The sequence below is a fragment of the Rhodococcus sp. 05-2254-5 genome (assembly GCF_002258575.1).
Taxonomy (GTDB): Bacteria; Actinomycetota; Actinomycetes; order Mycobacteriales; family Mycobacteriaceae; genus Rhodococcoides; species Rhodococcoides fascians.
Genome location: NZ_NOZG01000002.1, coordinates 417,578 through 435,867 on the forward strand (window position 1 = coordinate 417,578; position 18,290 = coordinate 435,867).

The 18,290-nt window shown below is 66.0% G+C and carries 17 protein-coding genes; 8 read left to right on the forward strand and 9 right to left on the reverse strand.

Annotated features, from left to right (window positions below):
* Nucleotides 1-26 precede the first annotated feature (26 nt).
* Complete coding sequence (locus CH278_RS03075; RefSeq protein ID WP_027497362.1) at nt 27-398, forward strand: Rv2175c family DNA-binding protein; 372 nt, start codon at nt 27-29, stop codon at nt 396-398.
* Between the two features lie 18 nt (nt 399-416).
* On the opposite strand, the gene CH278_RS03080 is transcribed toward CH278_RS03075, so the two are convergent.
* The 4 genes from CH278_RS03080 to CH278_RS03095 all read right to left on the reverse strand — a co-directional run bounded on the left by CH278_RS03080 (nt 417) and on the right by CH278_RS03095 (nt 5,917).
* Nucleotides 417-1,397: a phytoene/squalene synthase family protein gene (locus CH278_RS03080; protein WP_032368109.1), complete on the reverse strand. Its 981-nt coding sequence runs from the start codon at nt 1,395-1,397 to the stop codon at nt 417-419.
* 11 nt (nt 1,398-1,408) lie between these two features.
* Complete coding sequence (locus CH278_RS03085) at nt 1,409-2,986, reverse strand: alpha-(1->6)-mannopyranosyltransferase A (RefSeq protein ID WP_052053202.1); 1,578 nt, start codon at nt 2,984-2,986, stop codon at nt 1,409-1,411.
* 223 nt (nt 2,987-3,209) lie between these two features.
* The gene (gene crtI, locus CH278_RS03090; RefSeq protein WP_174557283.1) at nt 3,210-4,793 is read right to left on the reverse strand and encodes a phytoene desaturase family protein; all 1,584 of its coding nucleotides are present in this window, start codon (nt 4,791-4,793) and stop codon (nt 3,210-3,212) included.
* An 11-nt stretch (nt 4,794-4,804) separates the two neighbouring features.
* The gene (locus tag CH278_RS03095) at nt 4,805-5,917 is read right to left on the reverse strand and encodes a polyprenyl synthetase family protein (RefSeq protein WP_441344190.1); all 1,113 of its coding nucleotides are present in this window, start codon (nt 5,915-5,917) and stop codon (nt 4,805-4,807) included.
* A 185-nt stretch (nt 5,918-6,102) separates the two neighbouring features.
* Here CH278_RS03095 and metF point away from each other — a divergent pair, with 185 nt between their 5' ends.
* Entirely contained in the window at nt 6,103-7,029 is a 927-nt protein-coding gene (gene metF, locus CH278_RS03100) for a methylenetetrahydrofolate reductase [NAD(P)H] (protein WP_032368108.1), read from the forward strand.
* A gap of 13 nt (nt 7,030-7,042) precedes the next feature.
* Here metF and CH278_RS03105 read toward each other — a convergent pair whose 3' ends face one another.
* From CH278_RS03105 to CH278_RS03125, 5 genes are read right to left on the reverse strand one after another with little or no spacing between them, the layout of a single operon-like run.
* Nucleotides 7,043-8,191 carry a glycosyltransferase gene (locus tag CH278_RS03105; RefSeq protein ID WP_032406703.1) on the reverse strand — a complete coding sequence of 383 codons (1,149 nt, stop codon included), beginning with the start codon at nt 8,189-8,191 and terminating at the stop codon, nt 7,043-7,045.
* 37 nt (nt 8,192-8,228) lie between these two features.
* Nucleotides 8,229-8,963, reverse strand: a complete 735-nt coding sequence (locus CH278_RS03110) for an LppM family (lipo)protein (protein WP_045841254.1) — start codon at nt 8,961-8,963, stop codon at nt 8,229-8,231.
* A gap of 31 nt (nt 8,964-8,994) precedes the next feature.
* The gene (locus tag CH278_RS03115) at nt 8,995-9,819 is read right to left on the reverse strand and encodes a carotenoid biosynthesis protein (RefSeq protein WP_032368106.1); all 825 of its coding nucleotides are present in this window, start codon (nt 9,817-9,819) and stop codon (nt 8,995-8,997) included.
* Entirely contained in the window at nt 9,816-11,423 is a 1,608-nt protein-coding gene (locus tag CH278_RS03120; protein ID WP_072692129.1) for a phytoene desaturase family protein, read from the reverse strand. The genes CH278_RS03115 and CH278_RS03120 overlap by 4 nt, the downstream gene beginning before the upstream one ends.
* A gap of 4 nt (nt 11,424-11,427) precedes the next feature.
* Nucleotides 11,428-12,045 carry a GNAT family N-acetyltransferase gene (locus tag CH278_RS03125; RefSeq protein ID WP_027497355.1) on the reverse strand — a complete coding sequence of 206 codons (618 nt, stop codon included), beginning with the start codon at nt 12,043-12,045 and terminating at the stop codon, nt 11,428-11,430.
* A 202-nt stretch (nt 12,046-12,247) separates the two neighbouring features.
* On the opposite strand from CH278_RS03125, the gene CH278_RS03130 reads away from it, so the two are divergent.
* From CH278_RS03130 to CH278_RS03155, 6 genes are all read left to right on the forward strand, one after another.
* On the forward strand, nt 12,248-12,697 hold the full coding sequence (locus CH278_RS03130) for an SAV_6107 family HEPN domain-containing protein (RefSeq protein ID WP_230074380.1): 450 nt from the start codon (nt 12,248-12,250) through the stop codon (nt 12,695-12,697).
* 238 nt (nt 12,698-12,935) lie between these two features.
* Nucleotides 12,936-13,370, forward strand: coding sequence for a DUF3040 domain-containing protein (locus CH278_RS03135; RefSeq protein ID WP_027497353.1), 435 nt, complete (start codon nt 12,936-12,938; stop codon nt 13,368-13,370).
* 555 nt (nt 13,371-13,925) lie between these two features.
* Nucleotides 13,926-14,357 carry a division/cell wall cluster transcriptional repressor MraZ gene (gene mraZ / locus CH278_RS03140; RefSeq protein WP_027497352.1) on the forward strand — a complete coding sequence of 144 codons (432 nt, stop codon included), beginning with the start codon at nt 13,926-13,928 and terminating at the stop codon, nt 14,355-14,357.
* Nucleotides 14,358-14,576: 219 nt separating this feature from the next.
* The gene (gene rsmH / locus CH278_RS03145; protein WP_027497351.1) at nt 14,577-15,617 is read left to right on the forward strand and encodes a 16S rRNA (cytosine(1402)-N(4))-methyltransferase RsmH; all 1,041 of its coding nucleotides are present in this window, start codon (nt 14,577-14,579) and stop codon (nt 15,615-15,617) included.
* Nucleotides 15,614-16,396 (forward strand): hypothetical protein, encoded by a 783-nt coding sequence (locus CH278_RS03150; RefSeq protein WP_228139226.1) that lies wholly within the window; start codon nt 15,614-15,616, stop codon nt 16,394-16,396. The genes rsmH and CH278_RS03150 overlap by 4 nt, the downstream gene beginning before the upstream one ends.
* Nucleotides 16,393-18,264 (forward strand): peptidoglycan D,D-transpeptidase FtsI family protein, encoded by a 1,872-nt coding sequence (locus CH278_RS03155; protein WP_027497349.1) that lies wholly within the window; start codon nt 16,393-16,395, stop codon nt 18,262-18,264. Before CH278_RS03150 ends, CH278_RS03155 begins: the two co-directional genes overlap by 4 nt.
* Nucleotides 18,265-18,290: the final 26 nt, after the last annotated feature.

The window sequence follows — 18,290 nt, forward strand, 5'->3', positions numbered from 1 at the left end:
ACGCCGGACCCGTTAACGTTACCCGCGTGAGTGCCATTCCCTACGCCGACGACGTGCTCGATCCGTCGGTTTCTCTGCTGCAGTTCGCCGACGTCGCCAAGATCCTGGACGTCCCCAAGACGCGCGTCGAGCAGCTCGTGCGGGATCGTCAGCTGTTGGCTCTCAAGCGTTCCCGCGTCCCCGGCGTGCCCGAGCAGTTCTTCGACACGACCAAGGGCGAAATCGTCAAGGGTCTGCCCGGCCTGCTGGCGGTGCTGCACGACGGCGGCTACGAGGACGAAGAAATTCTGCGGTGGTTGTTCGCCGAGGACGACAGTCTGCCCGGCACCCCGGTCGCAGCGTTGCACGGTGACCTGATGCGCGAAGTGATCAGACGCGCTCAGGCAATGGCCTTCTAGCAGCTGGAACAGCGGTCGTCAGCGGACCGTGGCGCGCTTCCAGCCGGTGACGGCGAACTGCGGCAGCGCGACGCGTGCGCGAGTCCACTGCGGCACGGTCGCACGCTGGGAGAGCACCCGGTAGCCCTGCGCCTCGACCTCGTCGAGAATGCGGCCGTACAGAATGGACGCCGTTCGCATGGACGGACGCACTCGCGGATCCAACATGTCGATCCCGGCGTCCGACGTCCGGTAGATCGACCGGGTGACGGCGATCGAGTGGGCGAGGGCGCGGGTGACTCTGGCATCGACCGAGCCGGTGGTCCGGCACCACCGCAACAGATCCTCGTCGACCCCGAAGGCCGCCAGTTCGTCGGTCGGGAGATAGATGCGGTCGCGGTCGAGGTCCTCACCCATGTCGCGGATGAAGTTGGTCAGCTGAAACGCCTCGCCCAACGCCGCAGCCGACGGCTCCGCCTCGGCTCGCGGAACCACCGTTCCGAGAATCGGCAACATCTGCAGTCCGATGACTGCGGCCGATCCGTACATGTACTCGTTCAACTGCTCCATCGTTCGGTACCGCGAGACGAACATCGCGCTGCCCGGGATGTCCATGCGCATCGAATGCATGAACGCGAAAAAGTAATCGTGGGGAATCTCGTACCGAGCGACCGTGTCGCACAATGCGCTCAACACCTGATCGGATGTGCTGTCGGACAGCGGTTTTCCGGCCAAGGCGTCGCGCACCCGGGATTCGATGATGTCGAGTTCGACGATTCTGCGGGCGTTCAGTTCGTCCGAACCGACCGCGATGTCGGTGCCCTCGAGGTCGACGATGTCGTCGACCATCCGAGCGAAACCGTACAGAGCGTGCACGGCTGCGCGCTTGTCGACGGGCAACAGTCTGGTTGCCAGAAAATAGGTCTTGCCGTGCTGGGCGTTCAGTTCGCGGCAGATGCGATACGCCTCGTGCAGAGCAGGATCGATGTCGGTCAGTTCTCTCGATACGCGGGCACTCATGGCGCGGGACCTCACGGTGTGGCGTCGTCTTCGGTGGAGACGGGCGCGGTCTTGGGGGCGTTGGGTACGGCACGGTGTTCCCGGGAGCGGTCCGATCGCAAACGCAACGGGTCGACTCGGGTCAGCGCCAGCGCGGCAACGACACCAGCGAAAACTGCGAGGGCCACGTGCACGAACGTGTACAGGCCGATGGATCCGTCGGGTTGGAACACCAGCATCAGCCAGGTCGACAGGCCGGTGAGAACCATCAGAGTTCGGCGGGACAACGCAAAGCCGGCCGCGATCGCCAACGGCCACGAGTAGTACCAGGGCAGCGCGGCGGGGGAGAGAACGACAGTGGCGACAAGAGCGATCAGGATGCCCTTGACAGCGTCCCGCTCGGATCGGCGGCCCAACCACCACGCCCCGGCCAGGATGACCACCAAGGCGATCGCGCACAGCAACCGGGTGACGTCGAGAACCGGTCCGAGACGCAGATCGAGGAACCACGAGGTGCTGACGGTCACCAGATGCGCGAGGATCGTCGGCAGCGACAGCCAGTTGATGATCTTCGCCGAGCCGGACAACGCCGTGAGCCAGCCGATGCCGACTCCGGCGATCACGGACGCGACGGCGAACACCGCGACGAAAACGGACGCTCCGATGCCCGCGGTCTTCGTGAACGCCAGAATCGGTGCAGGCGGTGTGCGGCCTTCTTCGCGCGCCTTGTCGCGGAGGTGCAGCATCCAGATCCACACCAGGAACGGCAGAGCGAGACCGGCAGTTGCCTTGATGGCCACAGCGATCGCCACCAGCGCGATGCCGGCCACGTGGCGACGCTCGAGCGCGAGCACGATGCCCGCGGTCATCAGGCCGACCATGAGCAACTCGTTGTGCACTCCGCCGATGAGGTGGATCAGCACCAGGGGATTGAGCACGGCGAGCCACACCGCCGTCGTGGCGCGCCCGCCCAGATGGGTGGCCAGTCGCGGGACGGCCCACATCATCAGAGCGAGCCCGGGGAGCATGGTCAGGCGAAGCAGCATGGTTCCGGCGATCACATTGTCACCGGTCAGGCTCGTGATGCCGCGACCGAGGAGTAGGAACAGTGGCCCGTACGGGGCAGTGGTCGTGGTCCACACGTTGCTGACGTTGTCGAGCAGGATTCCCGGATTGGCCACGGGCCCAACGGCATACGGGTCGAAGCCGTCCCGTAGCAACGCACCTTGAGCGAGGTACGAGTAAGCGTCGCGGCTGAACATCGGCACCGACAGCAGCAGCGGTGCCGTCCATGCGGGCACGATCCACCGGAGCTCGCCCACCGTGGTGCGGCCGTGCAGCGTGGCTCGGCCGAGCCTGACCCAGGCGGTGATCATCAACAACACACCGGCCCAGACGATGACGGTCGACATCACGAAGCCGTGGCCGAATCGCAGCCACGACAGATGCATCTCTTCGAGCAGAGGGTCACGACGGCGCACGCTGCCCGCGCCGAATCCACCGAACATGATGCAGACCGCACCGAGAACCCCGAGGATCGCTGCTTTGCCCTCGGGGCTTCGCAGGAAGTTTCCGGTGGTCGTCAGTCTCGACGGATGCCGCGCAGGCATGGGTGCAGACCCGTCCGACGAGCGCCCTTCGGAGGTGGAGTGCGACGAAACCGAAGACATTGCCGCCTGCTCCTCCTCTGCTGCTGCGAGTCGTGTGTGTCGAGATGTGGCTCCGCGCCGACGCGTTCTCGCTGTCGGCCGAAGGATCATGGTCGCAGCAAAGATCGCGACCGGCAAACGATCGCGCTCAGCTTAGTTGGTCGACGCAGTCGGTCGGACGAACCTACCGCCCTTGCGGCCCTGTCACCCGTTCTGCCGCCAGTTTGCCTGAGACCAAGACGGTCGGCACGCCCACACCCGGAGTGGTTCCGGAGCCGGCGAGAACCACGTTGTCGAGGCCGGCGACCATGTTCTTTCTCCGAAACGGCCCGGTCTGCCGGAAGACGTGCGCGGACGAGAACGGCGAGCCCGACAACATGCCTTTGTCCGCCCACGTCTGCGGTGTGTCGATGTGATCGAGCACGAAAGCGTCGGCGAGTCCGGTGTATCCGCGGCCCTCCAGCGTCGCCAGAATCTCTCGGAGGTACGGCTGAGCCAGTTCGGCCCAGGCGAGGGGAGCGCTGTCGAGGTTGGGGCACGGGGCAAGGATCGAGACCGGCTCGCTGCGGACCCCGTCGCGCACGACCTCGAGGCCCGAATCGCTCACCGACGGCCGCGTGATCAGCAGTGACGGATCGGCCATCAGAGATCCTTTGCCGGAGCGGGCGGTGATCCGGCGGAAGGTCTCGGCCCATTCGTCGCCGAAGTCGATGGTGTGGTGCGCCCGCGCAGGCCACGACGCCGTGAGTTCGACCGGAACCGTTCCGTGGGCCACGACGGCGGACGGCGACACGACGCCGTACCCGTTGCGCCTGCCTTTCTTCGACACCGCGGCGCGATCGAGCAGGCGATCGACGACGGGCAAGTCGGCGGTGAGAATCAATGCGTCGCAAGCGATTCGACGTCCATCGGCAGTGAGGACGGCATCGGCACGGCCGCGGTCGACGGTGATGTCGACGATGTCGGTGCCCAGTTCGAGCGTGCCGCCCGCCGTCACGAACGCGTCGGCCATGGCCCGGCCGATAGCCGCCATGCCTCCCTCGGGGAAGAACACCCCGAGGGAGGTGTCCATGTGTGCGATCGCACCGTAGACGGCCAGCGCCTTCTGCGGTGCCATGCCGGCGTAGAGGGCCTGGAACGTGAACACTCGGCGCAGACGGGTGTCCTTCAGGAAACGATCGACCCGTGGCCCGAGGCGACCGAAGCCGCCCAGCTTCGTCAGCGTTGCGGTATCGGTGATCGCGGCCTTGGATCCCACGAGGTCCAGCGGCGAATCGAAGTTCGAGTCGATGAAGCGGTCGAATTCGGCGTCGAAGATGTCGGCGAGCCAGCGCCGAAGATCGCGGTAGCCCTGCGCCTCGGCCGTACCGCAGGTCCGCTCGACCTCGGCGGCCATTGCCTCCGGGTCCGAGTAGACGTCGATGGACGTGCCGTCGGCGTACCGCGTGTGGTACGACGGCGACAGGGACGTCAGCCGAATCGGCGGCGTCGTGGACTCGAAGTCGGCACCCACGGCGGCCAACGCTTCGAGCACCAGGTTCGGCATCGTGAGTACGCTCGCACCGTTGTCGATGTCGTAGAGATGCGTTCCGTCGGAGTCGGTCACCGGATACACCCCCACCCGGCCGCCCACGGTGTCGTCGCGCTCGACGATCGTGACCTTCTTGCCTGCGCCCAGCAGGTGGAGCCCCGCGGCCAGGCCGGCCAATCCAGCTCCCACGACGACGACCGAGTCGGTGCGGCCGGGAACGGTTCGGATCGTAGACATGACGCTCTCTTTCAGTACTGCCGTTGGATGGCGGCGGTGGCCATGGCACGAAGGTGTTCGGCGGCGATCGGATCGATGGAACTGTCGTCCAGCGCGGCAACGGCCCGGGTGCCCAGTTCGTCGATCTGCCGTTCGACGGCGTCGACGGCGCCCAGTTCGGTGAGTATCGATCGGATGTCGGCGACCTCGCTCTCGCTGAGCTCGGTACCGAGACTGGCTCGAATCCTCGCCGCGTGATCGGGACGGCTCGCATCCGCTTGCTGCAAGGCGACGGCGATGAGCACCGTGCGCTTGCCCTCGGTGATGTCGTCACCCGACGGTTTGCCGGTGATCTCCGGGTCGCCGAACACGCCGAGCAGGTCGTCGCGCAGCTGGAAGGCAATGCCGATGTCGGCACCGAAGCTGCGGTACGCCGCAGTCAGCGGTTCGCCGGCCCCGGCAAGAACGGCCCCGAGGTGCAGCGGGCGTTCGACTGTGTAGGCGGCGGTCTTGTACCGGTTGACGCGCATGGCTGCCGCGACGCTCTCGTCGGTCCCGGCTTCGGCCTCGATGTCGAGGAGTTGACCGCCGAGCACCTCGGTACGCATCGCGGACCACACGGGCTGCGCCCGCCGCGCCGCGTCCGTGTCGATACCCGACTCGCGCAGCATGTCGTCGGCCCAGCACAGCGCCAGGTCGCCGACGAGAACGGCAGCGGAGACACCGAAGTGATCTGCCGAGCCCGACCACCCCGCATCGCGATGTCGCTGAGCGAAGCCGACATGCACGGTCGGAAAGCCTCGGCGGGTGCGGGACGAGTCGATGATGTCGTCGTGGATCAATGCGCAGGCCTGGATCAACTCGAGTGCCGAGCACGCACGCAGTACTGCGTCGGCGCGGTCCCCGGTGGGCTCACCGCCCGCGCCGAGCCACGCGGTCCACGCGAAGGCCGGGCGCATGCGCTTGCCGCCGCGTAGTACGAACGCCTCGAGGTCGGCCACTGCGGCCGGGTAGCCACCGCCGACGCTGTCGACGACCGCACGACGCGAGGCGAAGAACTCCGCGAGCTTCGCATCGACGGAATCCCGTAGTGACGTCGCATTCACGGACACAGAGTTGGTGGGCGCGGACAGGTCTCCGGACAGGACGATCCTCCAAGGTCTTCGTGGGAAAGACGCGTTACAGTCCCACAGTAATAGGCACCCGAACCCGGCACCGACGAGCAGCGAACTACGCCGTCGGGGGATGCCCAGCGGGCCGGCGGCGCAGCGCAACCTATGATCTTCGGGTGAGCGAAGATTCCGTCAGGGGGCGGTCGAGCCGAGGATTCGTGACGAGGACGCCGTCGATCGTCGACCGATTGCGGACCGAACCCGAAGCGAGGATCCCGTTCTCGGTGGAGTTCTCGCCCCCGCGCGACGAGGCTGCCGAGGCCAGGTTGTGGCGAGCAGTGCGAGAGTTCGAGCAACTCCAGCCCGCGTTCGTGTCGATGACGTACGGCGCAGGTGGTTCCACCCGCGATCGAACGGTGCGCGTCACCGGTCAGATCGCCGAGGAGACGACTCTGCTGCCAGTGGCGCATCTCACTGCCGTGTCGCACAGTGTCGCCGAGTTGCGCTCGATGGTCGGGTCGTACGCCGACCGCGGCATCACCAACATCCTCGTTCTTCGCGGTGACCCCCCGGGCGATCCACTCGGCGAGTGGGAGAAGCATCCCGAGGGAGTCGAGTACGCGGAAGAGCTGGTGCGCATGGTCCGCGAACTGGGCGACTTTCACGTCGGAGTGGCGTCGTTCCCGGAAGGCCATCACCGCGCCGACGATCTCGAGCAGGACACCAGGTGCCTCGTCGGGAAGCTGCGTGCGGGAGCGGAGTATTCGATCACGCAGATGTTCTTCGACGTGGACGACTACCTGCGGCTGCGTGATCGCGTCAGCGCATACGACCCCGAGCAGGGTGCCAAGCCGATCATCCCCGAGATCATGCCCATCACCTCGCTGCGTTCGGTGCGCCGGATGCTCGAGCTCTCGGGCACGACATTGCCGTCGCATCTGGACGAGAAGTTCACTCGCGCAGCAGGATCCGGAGCCGAGGAAGACAAGGCCGCGGTTCGAGAGGTGGGTATCGAGCTCGCCACGAACATCGGCGAGCGGCTCATCGCGGAAGGTGCGCCCGGGCTGCACTTCATCACGTTGAATTTCGCGCGCGCGACACGTGAGGTCCTGAGCAACCTGGGGCTGGCAGCCGCGCGCGTCTGACTTGCGATCGGCGTTACGACGTCGGCATCGGACGCGACTTCCAACTCAGCGCGCCGCGGCGTCGTCGCACGTGGGATTCCGCAACGAGCCCCACGAAGGCGAGAATCGACAGCGGGTGCACCGCGGCGTCGACGACGTCGCGAGCGCCGAATCGGGGTCCCGACTCGCGCCGACGAGATGCCACGCGCGAGATGGTCCCGGCGAGGTAACCGACGACACCCAGTCGCCGCGTCGAACCGGAACCGAAGACTGCCGCGACCGGCGGCAACAGGTAGACCGTACTCAGCGCAAGGGCAGCCGTGGCCGAACCGACGGGCCCACCGAACTCGTTCCACAGCCACCGGCTGTAACCCGCCCGAACATCGGCGGCCGAGCGGTACATCCGGCACCGTACGAACCCGGCACCGGAGGCAACCGACGTCGAGAACCCGCGTCGACGCAGGACACGCGCGATGTCCAGATCCTCGGTGGCACTCGACGCGACGCAGCTGTGGCCGCCGACGACGCGATACGCGGCGGCATCGAACGCCATGAACTGCCCACAGGCGACGGCCATCGACGGCAGCAGCGTCGCATTGCCGACCGGCACGGGCAGCGTCGACATCCACGACCACGCGAGCAGCGGTTGAACGAGGCGTTCGGCGAGACCACCCGCCACCTGCTCGGGCCAGGGGCACATCAGAGCGTCGCCGCGGCGGCGCAACCTCCTCGCCGCGGCGGCGAGGGCCTCGGGTTCGAGCCGGACATCCGCGTCGACGAACATGACGATCGTCGTATCCACGTCGACCGAGTCGGCCAGTTCGGCGCACGCGGCGGCTTTACCCGTCCATCCGGGCGGCGGCGACGCGTGGGAGGTCACGACGCGGAATCGCGGATCGCCGTTCGCCGCGGTGACGGCAGCGGCTGCCGTTCCGTCGGTCGAATCGTCGTCGAGGACGACGACCTGCAGGTCGGTGCAGAATCGTTGACGCGTGAGATCGCCGATCAACGCAGGCAGCGTGTCGACTTCGTTGCGCGCGGGGATGCACACTGCGACCCGTTCGGTGACGTCACGGCTCGGTCGACGCAAACCCGGCACGAACAGCGCATTGAACACCGCGACGGCAGCGGAGGTGGAGGCGAGAACGGCAGTCGCCCGAGTCGCCCGGGTCAGGACCGTCATTCGGCGAGATCTGTCGTGCGGGACGAGATGGGGGCGATCACACCGACGTTCGGTCGTTCGACTCGCCCGTCTCGGCAGCGCGCTTACGACGGTTGCCCAACGGTGGGTTCCGCGACACCCAGGCCATGGCACCGACGATAGCGGCCACTCCGACGGTCACGCCGCCCACGATGCCCGCCCAGCCGGCGAAGCTACGAGTGTTGGGGTCCGGGTAGTTGACCTCGGCACGCACCGAGGTGACTTCGCCTGCCGGCAGCTTCCACGAGATCGAGTTGTCGCTCTCGCGAGTGCCGTTGGTGGTCCCGATACGGGCGGGAAATGCAATAGTGAACTGCACGTCGGACCCCTGGACCGGTACCGACGACAGGTCGGCGTTACCGGCGAGCGTCACGGTGTCGCCCGAACGCTGCAGGGTCAGCTGAAACGATCCGGCCGCGTTCTGGAAGATCGAACCGAGTGTCTGAACATCACCGAACGAGAGGTCGTCGAAGATGGCCTGCGACCCGACGTACCCGTCCTGGTTGTACGGCTCGACGCGGACCTTGTCCTCGATCGAGGAGGGCACCACGAGTTCGGGGCCGGTGTCGGTGTCGGAGGTGGGGACCGTCGCCGCGACGATCTGACCCGCCACCCGGTCGTTGGCCGACACACCCATCGTGACCTGGACCCGCAAGCAGCCGGCCAGCATCGGCGCGACCAGCAGCGTCAGGGCGAGCACCGAGAGAACTCGGCGTCGGCGGGTACGAGCGGATGTTCGTGATGTCGACTGCACAGCGACATCGTGCCAGGGCGTCGCGTCGGTGTCAGTCGGCAGGGGTTGCCATCGGTGCGTGTCGGCTACGTAGAGATCCGCGACGACGTGCGATCCACAGCAACGGGATTCCGACACTACCCATGACGACGAATCCGTAGACGGCCGAGAATCGTAGTTCGGGGCCGTCGAGGAACACCGCGTGCGCGAGCGCCGAACCCAGCCACGTCCACAGGAACAGCCCGAGGGGAACGACGTCGTCGGACGCGCGCGGGGCCACCACGCGGTTCACCGCTTCCATGACTGCGGCCATCAATGTCGCCACCAACAGCCAACCCGCGTAGTTGGTCAACGGGATTGACGACACACCCGGCAGTCCGACGGCACCGGACGTCCAGGTCCACTGGCCGTCGGTGACCATCTGAGGATCGAGATACAGGTCCCAGCCCACCATCCCGACGGCGACTGCGGCGATTCGGAATGCAGACGCTCGGAGCCGTGTCGCACCGAGATGGCCGACGATGAACGTGACCGCGCACCAGATCGGATAGAACCCCGCCGTCCAGGCGAGTGGAACCACCACGGGGACCTCGAACAGGCTGGGGCCGAGTCGATTCTGCGCGTAGAAGTACTCGCCGAAGGGAAACCCGGTGGCCGTGCCGACGAGCTCGGACACGAATCCCGTTCCTGCAGTCAGGATCACGAGAGCCGCCGCCCACAGCTTTCCGCGGTACAGCACGGCGTGCGCGATCGACGCCAGCGCGAGTAGCGCGACCACCGCGATGGTCACCGCGTCCCGCGTCGAACCCGATACGAGCGGATAGCAGATCTGGGCGGCGACGGCACCGATCGCGAAGACCGTCGGGGCAATCTTCATGCTCGTCTCCTGCTGAAGAATGCGCGACGACGCCCCGCGCGTGCGTCCGCGAGTGCGATTCTCGCCGCCGAACGGCCGCTGGCCGCTGTGACGCCGCCTCCCGGGTGAGTCGACGCGCCGGTGAGATAGAGACCGTCTGCTCCGGGAACGCGGTGGCCGGCCAGTTGGGGATGAGGACGCCACATCATCATCTGGTCCAGTGACATGTCCAGGTGCATGATGTTGCCTCCGATCAGTCCGAGTTCCTGCTCGATGTCCGGCGGCGACTGTACGTACCGATCGAGGACCGACGCGGCGAATCCAGGGGCGTAGCGATCGAGCTCGGCGACGATTCGATCACCCTCGACCTCGGCCAAAGAACGTTGCCCCGGTACGTTCGAGCGCCACCGGCGGCCATCGGCGAGAGTGTGCGGATGCCACTGCGACCACAGGGAGATCTGATGCTGACCCGGCGGCGCGATCGTCGGATCGAGGGCGCTGAACGACATGCCGAGAACAGCGGGTTTCGGCGGCAGCTCCCCGGCGAGAGCGTGCCCGTGAGCCAACCGCAATTGCGCGCGGTCGCGGACGAGCAGCGCGAGACCGTGGGTACCGTCCTCGATGCAGTCGGCGCTCGGGTACTGCGGCAGCGCGTCGGTGGCCAACCGAACCGCGGTACCGATCCCCGGACCCACCCGAATGGTGGAGCGCCACCGGGCCAGCTGCGCCGCGTCGTGTCCGCCCTCCGCCAGCAGGTCGAGCGTGGTCAGGATGTGACACCCGGCCACGACGATCGTGCTGTCGATCTCCCGTCCCGACGCGGTCCTCGTCGTCCAGCCGTGCGCGCGACGCGTCAGCGATACGGCGGCATCGCCGAGCGTCAGCGCTGCCCCGTCCCGGTGCAGCCGGGCGATCATCGCCTCGGTCAGTGCGCCGCTACCGCCGACGGCGCGGCCCGGTGGGAGCGTGTGCATCAGAGCCGCGAACCCGACCATCGGGGCGGTGCCGGGCTCGGACATCGGCGGGCCGGACTGCGCTCCGAACCATGCCAGCGCAGCCTTGAGTCGCTCGCTCGTGAACATTTCGTCCAGCAGGGAATCGCCGGTGGCAAGAAACTCGCGCGAGAGCGCGCTGCCGCCGTCGGGCGCACCGAGTCCCCAGAAGGATCGGAGCAGTTTGGACCCGGTGGGCGGCCCACCGAATGCGCGCATGGTGCGTTCGCTGCGCGGACCCCACACCGAGACGAAGGAACGGTAGGCGCGCGCATCGACGGGCCCGCAGGCGGCAGCGATGGACTCGCACGTTCGATCGAGGCTGCGATGGAAGACGATGGCGCGTTCGGCGGTGTCGACGTCGCCCGGGGCGAATGCCCACGGATCGCAGTCGATGTAGCGCAGCCCGAACTCCTCGAGTCCGAGCTCTTCGACGATCCCGGTGTGCCTGATCATGATGTGCGCGGACGAGCCGCGGTCGACTCGATGGCCGGGGAAGCGCTCCACCGTCGACACCGCACCGCCCGCGACGGTGTCGCGTTCGACGATCTCCACCGACATTCCGGCATCGGTCAGGTAGCAGGCAGAAGTCAGGGCATTGTGGCCGGAGCCCACCACCACAGCATCGATCACACCTTCAGGCTACGGGCCCGTCGAGCGGCAACCGGCGGCCCAGCACCGCGAAGGGGCGCCGGTCGCCGGCGAACGTGAAGTGCCGCAGTACGTCCTCGAAGCCGAGCCGTCGATACAACCGCCAGGCGCGGTTGTCCTCCTGCGCGACCTCGGGTGTGGACAACATCACAGAGTGCGCTCGAACACCGTCGAGCAGCCTGCGACAGAGACGCCCGCCGAGTCCGTGTCCTTGCGCGCTCGGTAGTACGTGCAATTCGGTCAGTTCGAAGTAGTCGCCGAGGGTGGCGTCGACGTGCTGTGTCGAGTGTCCGGCGCGGCGCAATCCGTCGCGGACCTGCTGATGCCACCACTGATGGTGCGCGCCGTGATACCCGTACGCAACGGCGACCAGCGTGTCCGGCTGCGTCTTGTCGGGATTGGGCACCATGGCTCCCACCGCTCGCCAGCCCGGCCGGTGCAGATGCTCCGTCCACATCGGTGCGCGGCTGTGCTCGGTTCCGCGGGGATATCCCATGGCCTCGACGTAGATCGCCAGAGCTTCGAACAAGCGCCGACGGAATTCCTGGGGCGTCAGATCGACCACGTAGGGGGTTGTCTGCGCATCGGTGACGACGGTTCTCACCCTTTCTTCGGCAACTTGTCGGTGGGCACAGCTATATTGAATGTGTCGAACGGGTGTTCGATGATCGGGGCCGAGCGCGCCGGTGGATCACCTCGACGAACGAGGCGGATTCTCCCGGAGTTCGACTGTAAGGCTTCATCACGGTTCCAGGCGTGTCGGTAGCGCGCCCGGAGATTCGAACTGGAGGTGTTCGAGTATGACGATGACGAAGACATTCGATGTCGGCGTGCGGTCGCCGGTGTCGCGTCAGGCGCAGGTCCTGCTCGGTCGAGCCGATGCGTTGCTGTCCGAATCCATCGGTGAGCGCGATGCGGGGGACCGCTTCCTCGGAAGCTACATCGCCGCACTCAAGGGTGCTGCCGCAGTCCTGGCATCGCTGCCCAATTCGATCGGCTCGCGGCCACGTTCACGCAACGCCTGGGTTCTGATGGCGAAGGCTGCGCCGGATCTGGCGATCTGGTCCGAGTACTTCTCGTCCTTCTCCGCAACCCGCGCGGCAGTCGAGGCGGGTGCCTCGTCCGCTGTCGGAGACGTCGACGCCGACGACTTCTATCGACACGTCAGTCGTTTTCTGAACGCGGTCGAGGACCGGTTGGGCGGTCAGTCGAGGTTCCAGCCCGTCGATCCGATGGCGGCACCGCTGTCCGCATAGCCCGCCGCGTCGATTCCTCGAGTTCGAACGGACGTGAACGGCCACGTCACACGGTGTTCGACAAGTGTTTCCGAGACGTCCGTCTCGAAAACTTGGTCGTTTCTCAGGAACACATAGTGCGAGTAGGTGGTAAGCGGTCGATTCAGCTCGTATCATCGTCAGTAGGTAGCCGCCAAGGTCAGCTTCCCGTCGCTTCTGAACCGAAACGACTCTCATTATCTGTGCAGGGGGAGGTACCGTGCCACTCTCCGAGCACGAGCAGCGCATGCTCGATCAAATCGAGAGCGCTCTCTACGCCGAGGATCCCAAATTCGCGTCCCATGTGAGGGGCGGTCGCGTTCGCGCGGCGTCGAGCAAGAGGCGTTTTCAGGCTGCCGCGTTGTTCGTCGTGGGACTCGTGTTGCTCGTCGCCGGTGTAGCACTGTCGACGAACAGTCTGGGTTTTCTCGTCGTCAGCCTCATCGGCTTTCTCTTCATGTTCGGTGCCGGGGCACTGTTCTTGTTCGGCGGCTCCAAGAAGGGAGCTGCCGCGACCGGCGAAGAAGGTAGCGCAAGCGACCGAGCCGGCACGCAAGGTCGTAGTGCTCAGCCGAAATCGAGTGGTGGCCGCAAGGGCGGCAGCTTCACCTCTCGAATGGAAGACCGTTTTCGTAAGCGGTTCGATCAGGAGTGATATGACTCCGCCGTCCGGATCTCCCTGGGCCTGACGGTCACCCACCACAACTTCACCGATTCGACAGCAGCACCTCACCCTCGGGTGAGGTGCTGCTGTCGTTCCACGGCTCTTCGATACGGCGAGCATTCCGTAGCCCCTGTCGCGCGGCGTGCTCGATCAAGTGCGCCCCAGCGACGACGCGGGGCGATCGTTCCCGTGCGGTGGTTCCGGGGTGGTGGTTCCCGGGTGGTGGTTCCGGGGCGAACTCCCCACTTCCCCCCACAGCCGCCATTGTCCCCACTTCACCCCACCCAGTCCCCACTTTCAGGGTCCAGCTGCGCTTGTCAGGCGGGTTGTCGCACAAAGTGCCTGCTCGCGACGCCGCGCGCCCCGGGGGATTGCGTCGGCCAGATCAGGGCCGACGTCGAACGCGGCAACCTGAACGGGCAATCTTCTTGCGTCTGAGCTGCGGATATGTGGTTGTCCACAAAGTTTTCGGGCTGTGAATGGTTCGAAGTGGGGGAGAGTGGGGTAAAGTGGTCCGCAGCGGAGAGTCGAGGCTGGAGGTGGCGAGTGTTTCTCGGTACCTACACGCCGAAGCTCGACGACAAGGGTCGACTCACGTTGCCGGCCAAGTTTCGGGACGCGCTTGCGGGAGGTGTCATGGTGAGCAAGGGGCAGGATTTCAGCCTTGCTGTCTACACCGCGGCAGACTTCGCAGAGCGTTCTCGAAAGTTGACGGCGGCCTCTCGTGCCAACCCCAAAGCCCGTGCCTATGTGCGCCAGTTCTTTTCGGGAACCGACGAACAGCGGCCGGACGGACAGGGCCGTATCACCATCAGTCCCGAGCACCGTCGGTATGCGGGACTCGAACGCAACTGCGTGGTGATCGGATCGATGGACTTCATCGAGATCTGGAACGACGAAGCCTGGGCCCGCTACTCCGCCGAGAACGAGCAGGATTTCTCCGACGCGTTCGACGAATCCCTCGGAGGGATCTTGTAGACCACCGAGGCCGGCTGCGAGTGCAGCGAGGCCTCTGCCCGATCAGAACCCTGACGTTCTTCCCCAACGCCAGGTTTCGCAGATCAGGACCCTGACGTTCTTCCCCAACGCCAGGTTCCCTATCGGACAGGGACCTCGAAGCATTCGTACCGGCCGCAATGGACGACCCGCAGGGCCCGGACCCGGGCGAGAAGTACGTATACGCAACCGGGAGGGACCATGACGGAGGGAGCCGGGCCGGACGAGAACGACGCGTCCGCCGACCGCACTCACCGTCGCTCCGGCGGCCCGATCCACGTCCCCGTTCGACTCGAGCGTGCCGACGAGCTTCTCGGGCCCGCAGTGGAATCGGCGGACGACCCCGACACGACTCGGGTCATGATCGACGCCACGCTCGGACTCGGCGGTCACGCCGAACACTTTCTACGGAAGTATCCCGGTCTGCACCTCATCGGACTCGATCGCGATCCTGACGCGCTCGACAAGGCGGGTGCCAGACTGGCCCCGTTCTCGGATCGAACGACTCTGGTGCACACCACATACGAGGGCATTGCCGCCGCCCTAGACGAGGCCGGACTTCCCGCGACCTATTCCGTTCACGCCATCCTGTTCGACCTCGGAGTGTCGTCGATGCAGCTGGACGAGTCGGACCGCGGCTTCGCGTATTCCGTCGATGCACCGCTGGACATGCGGATGAATCCGACGCAGGGCATCACGGCAGCCGACGTGCTCAATACGTACTCGCACGGCGATATCGCTCGCGTGCTCAGCACCTACGGAGAAGAGCGGTTCGCAGGCAAGATCGCGTCCGCAATTCTGCGGCGACGTGAGCACACGCCGTTCACGACGAGCGGCCCGTTGGTCGAATTGCTGTATGCCGCAATACCGGCCGCGACTCGCCGCACCGGTGGGCATCCGGCAAAGCGAACTTTCCAGGCGCTGCGTATCGAGGTCAACGGGGAGCTCGATTCGCTCAAAGCCGCGGTGCCGGCCGGACTCGACGCCTTGGCCGTCGGCGGCCGCGTCGTCTTCATGTCGTATCAGTCGCTCGAAGATCGAGTTGTCAAGCAGGAGTTGGCCCCTCGGATCAAGTCTCGAAGTCCCGAGGGGTTGCCGGTCGAACTTCCCGGGATGGGTCCGGAATTTCGGCTGTTGACCAGAGGTGCGGAACGCGCCTCGGACGAGGAAATCGAAGTCAACCCACGCTCGGCCCCGGTGAGGTTGCGCGCCGCCGAACGGATTGCAAGGAGAGCGGAATGACGGTTCCAGGCACAACTGTTGGAACACAACGCAATCGGGTTCCGGCTACTCGACCCGAGCGGGCCGGCCGCGGTGGTCGGTCCGGAGCCGCATTGCGCGCCTACGAGCGCAGGCAGCAGCGTGCCTCGATACATACGTCGGATTCTGCTCGCGGTTCGGCGGCCTCACTTCGCCCGACGCTCAACGGCAGCGCCATTGCGGCTCGAATCCCGTTCGTAGCCTTGGTCATCGGTCTGCTTGCCCTCGGGCTCGGCTTGACGTTGTTGTTGACGACGCGCTCGGCGGGGGACTCCTACGACCTCAGTGCCGCCAAGGCCGTCAACGCCGAGCTCGCACAACAGCGTGCCTCCTTGCAGCGTGACGTCGAGCTCGCGGAATCTGCGCCCGAGCTCGCGCGCAAAGCCGCCGCGATCGGAATGGTCCCCGCCAAGAACCCCGCCCGCCTCGTCGTAGCCCCCGAGGGCGGTGTGCAGGTCGTCGGCACGCCCGCTCCCGCCGACGGTGCGCCGGTTGCACCCCTCGATCCGCCTCCCGCCACCGGCTCGGGGGAGGGCTCGGTTCCGAGTGCGTCGACACAGAATCCCGCACAACAGTCGGCGCAGTCGCAGACTCCGAGGAGTGCGTCGCAGCCCACCAGGCCGACGGGCACAGGTGACACCCGTGCCGCCACGCCGAGTGCGCCCAATGGTGCCGGAACTGCCGCGCTTGCTGAACAATTGGTTCCCATGAGCACCCCCTCGGCTCCCGCCCCCGGCGAATCCTCCGGTGACGAGCAGTGACCAGGCCGTCGCCTGCGTCACGTCCCCGGCCCGCAGATCGAGCGCGGCCGGGACGAAAGCGGTTGGACTCGTCCACATTTCGTTTTCGGCACGGCACGGGCCGCATCCTGATGTACGTGGCTTTGGCGGTCGTCGCGGCACAGTTGCTCTGGATTCAAGGATTCGATGCGCCGACACTGTCGGCCGAGTCCGCCTCGCAGCGCACCACCACCCTCGTCGATCCGGCGATGCGCGGCTCGATCCTCGATCGCAACGGAAACCCGATCGCTTTCACCATGGAAGCGAAAGCGCTGACGTTCCAGCCGGTCCGGGTTCGTAGAGAACTCGACGAGGCACGCGCCAAGGATCCGACGAAACCGGAAACCGACAAGTACCTCGACGACATCGCCGAGCGGATCCACAGCGATCTCGGTGACGTCGTCAGCAAGAAGGATCTGCTCGCGAAACTGAAGAGCAACGACGAATTCACCTATCTGGCACGGGGTGTGGACGCCACCGTGGCGTCGAACATCAGCAAGGAATTCAAGCAGGTCGGGCTCGAACGTCAGGACATCCGCGAGTACCCGGGTGGCTCGCTCGCCGCGAACATCGTCGGGGCCACCGGGTGGGACGGACACGGCCTGCTCGGGCTCGAGGATTCGCTCGACGCCACGCTCGCCGGTACCGACGGATCGCAGACCTACGATCGCGGTTCCGACGGGGCCGTCATTCCCGGCAGCTGGCGCGACAAGCAGCCCGCGGTCAACGGCTCGAACGTGGAACTGACCATCGACGCGGACCTGCAGTACTACGTACAGCAGCAGGTGCAGCTGGCGAAAGATCTGTCCGGGGCCAAGAATGCGTCTGCCTACGTTCAGGATTCGCACACCGGCGAAGTGCTGGCCATGTCGAACGACAACACGTTCAACCCCGGAATCGGCGTCGGAAACAACGAACGGACCAAGGAGATGGGCAATCTGCCCGTCACGACGCCGTTCGAGCCCGGTTCGGTCAACAAGATCATCACTGCTGCAGCCGCTATCGAGTACGGGCTCACCACACCCGACGAGGTGCTGCAGGTACCGGGCAACATCTTCATGTCCGGTGTCTCGGTCCGGGACGCCTGGGAACACGGAGTTGCGCCGTACACCTCCACCGGAGTGTTCGGTAAGTCCTCCAACGTGGGGACTCTGATGCTGGCCCAACGTGTCGGCGAGGATCGGTATGCCGACATGCTGAACAAGTTCGGCCTGGGCCAGCGCAGCGACGTCGGCCTCCCCAATGAGAGCGCAGGCAGCGTGCCCAGCCGCGATCAGTGGTCGGGCGGTACCTTCGCCAACCTGCCGATCGGGCAGGGTCTGTCGATGACGCTCCTGCAGATGACCGGGATGTACCAGGCGATCGCCAACGACGGTGTGCGCATCCCGCCTCGGATCGTCGCGGCAACGGTGGACGCCAACGGCGAACGAACCGAGACACCGCGACCCGACGGGGTGTACGTGGTCAGTCCCGATACGGCCAAGACGGTCCGCAACATGTTCCGGTCGGTCACCCAGGACGACAACGGAAATCAGCGCGGTACCGGAGTCGCCGCTGGTGTCGAGGGCTACCAGATCAGTGGTAAGACCGGCACGGCCCAGCAGGTCGATCCCGAGTGCAAGTGCTACTCGAACTCGAAGTACTGGATCACGTTCGCGGGTATCGCTCCGGCCGACGATCCTCGCTACGTGATCGGGATCATGCTGGACGCGCCGTCCCGCAGTGCCGACGGCTCGGGAGGGCAGTCGGCCGCACCGCTGTTCCACAACATCGCCAGCTGGCTGTTGCAGCGCGACAGTGTTCCGATGTCCGCAGACCCGGGCCCCAAGTTGGTTCTTCAGGCCGACTGAGGCTCGAATCTGTCGGTCCGGGAATC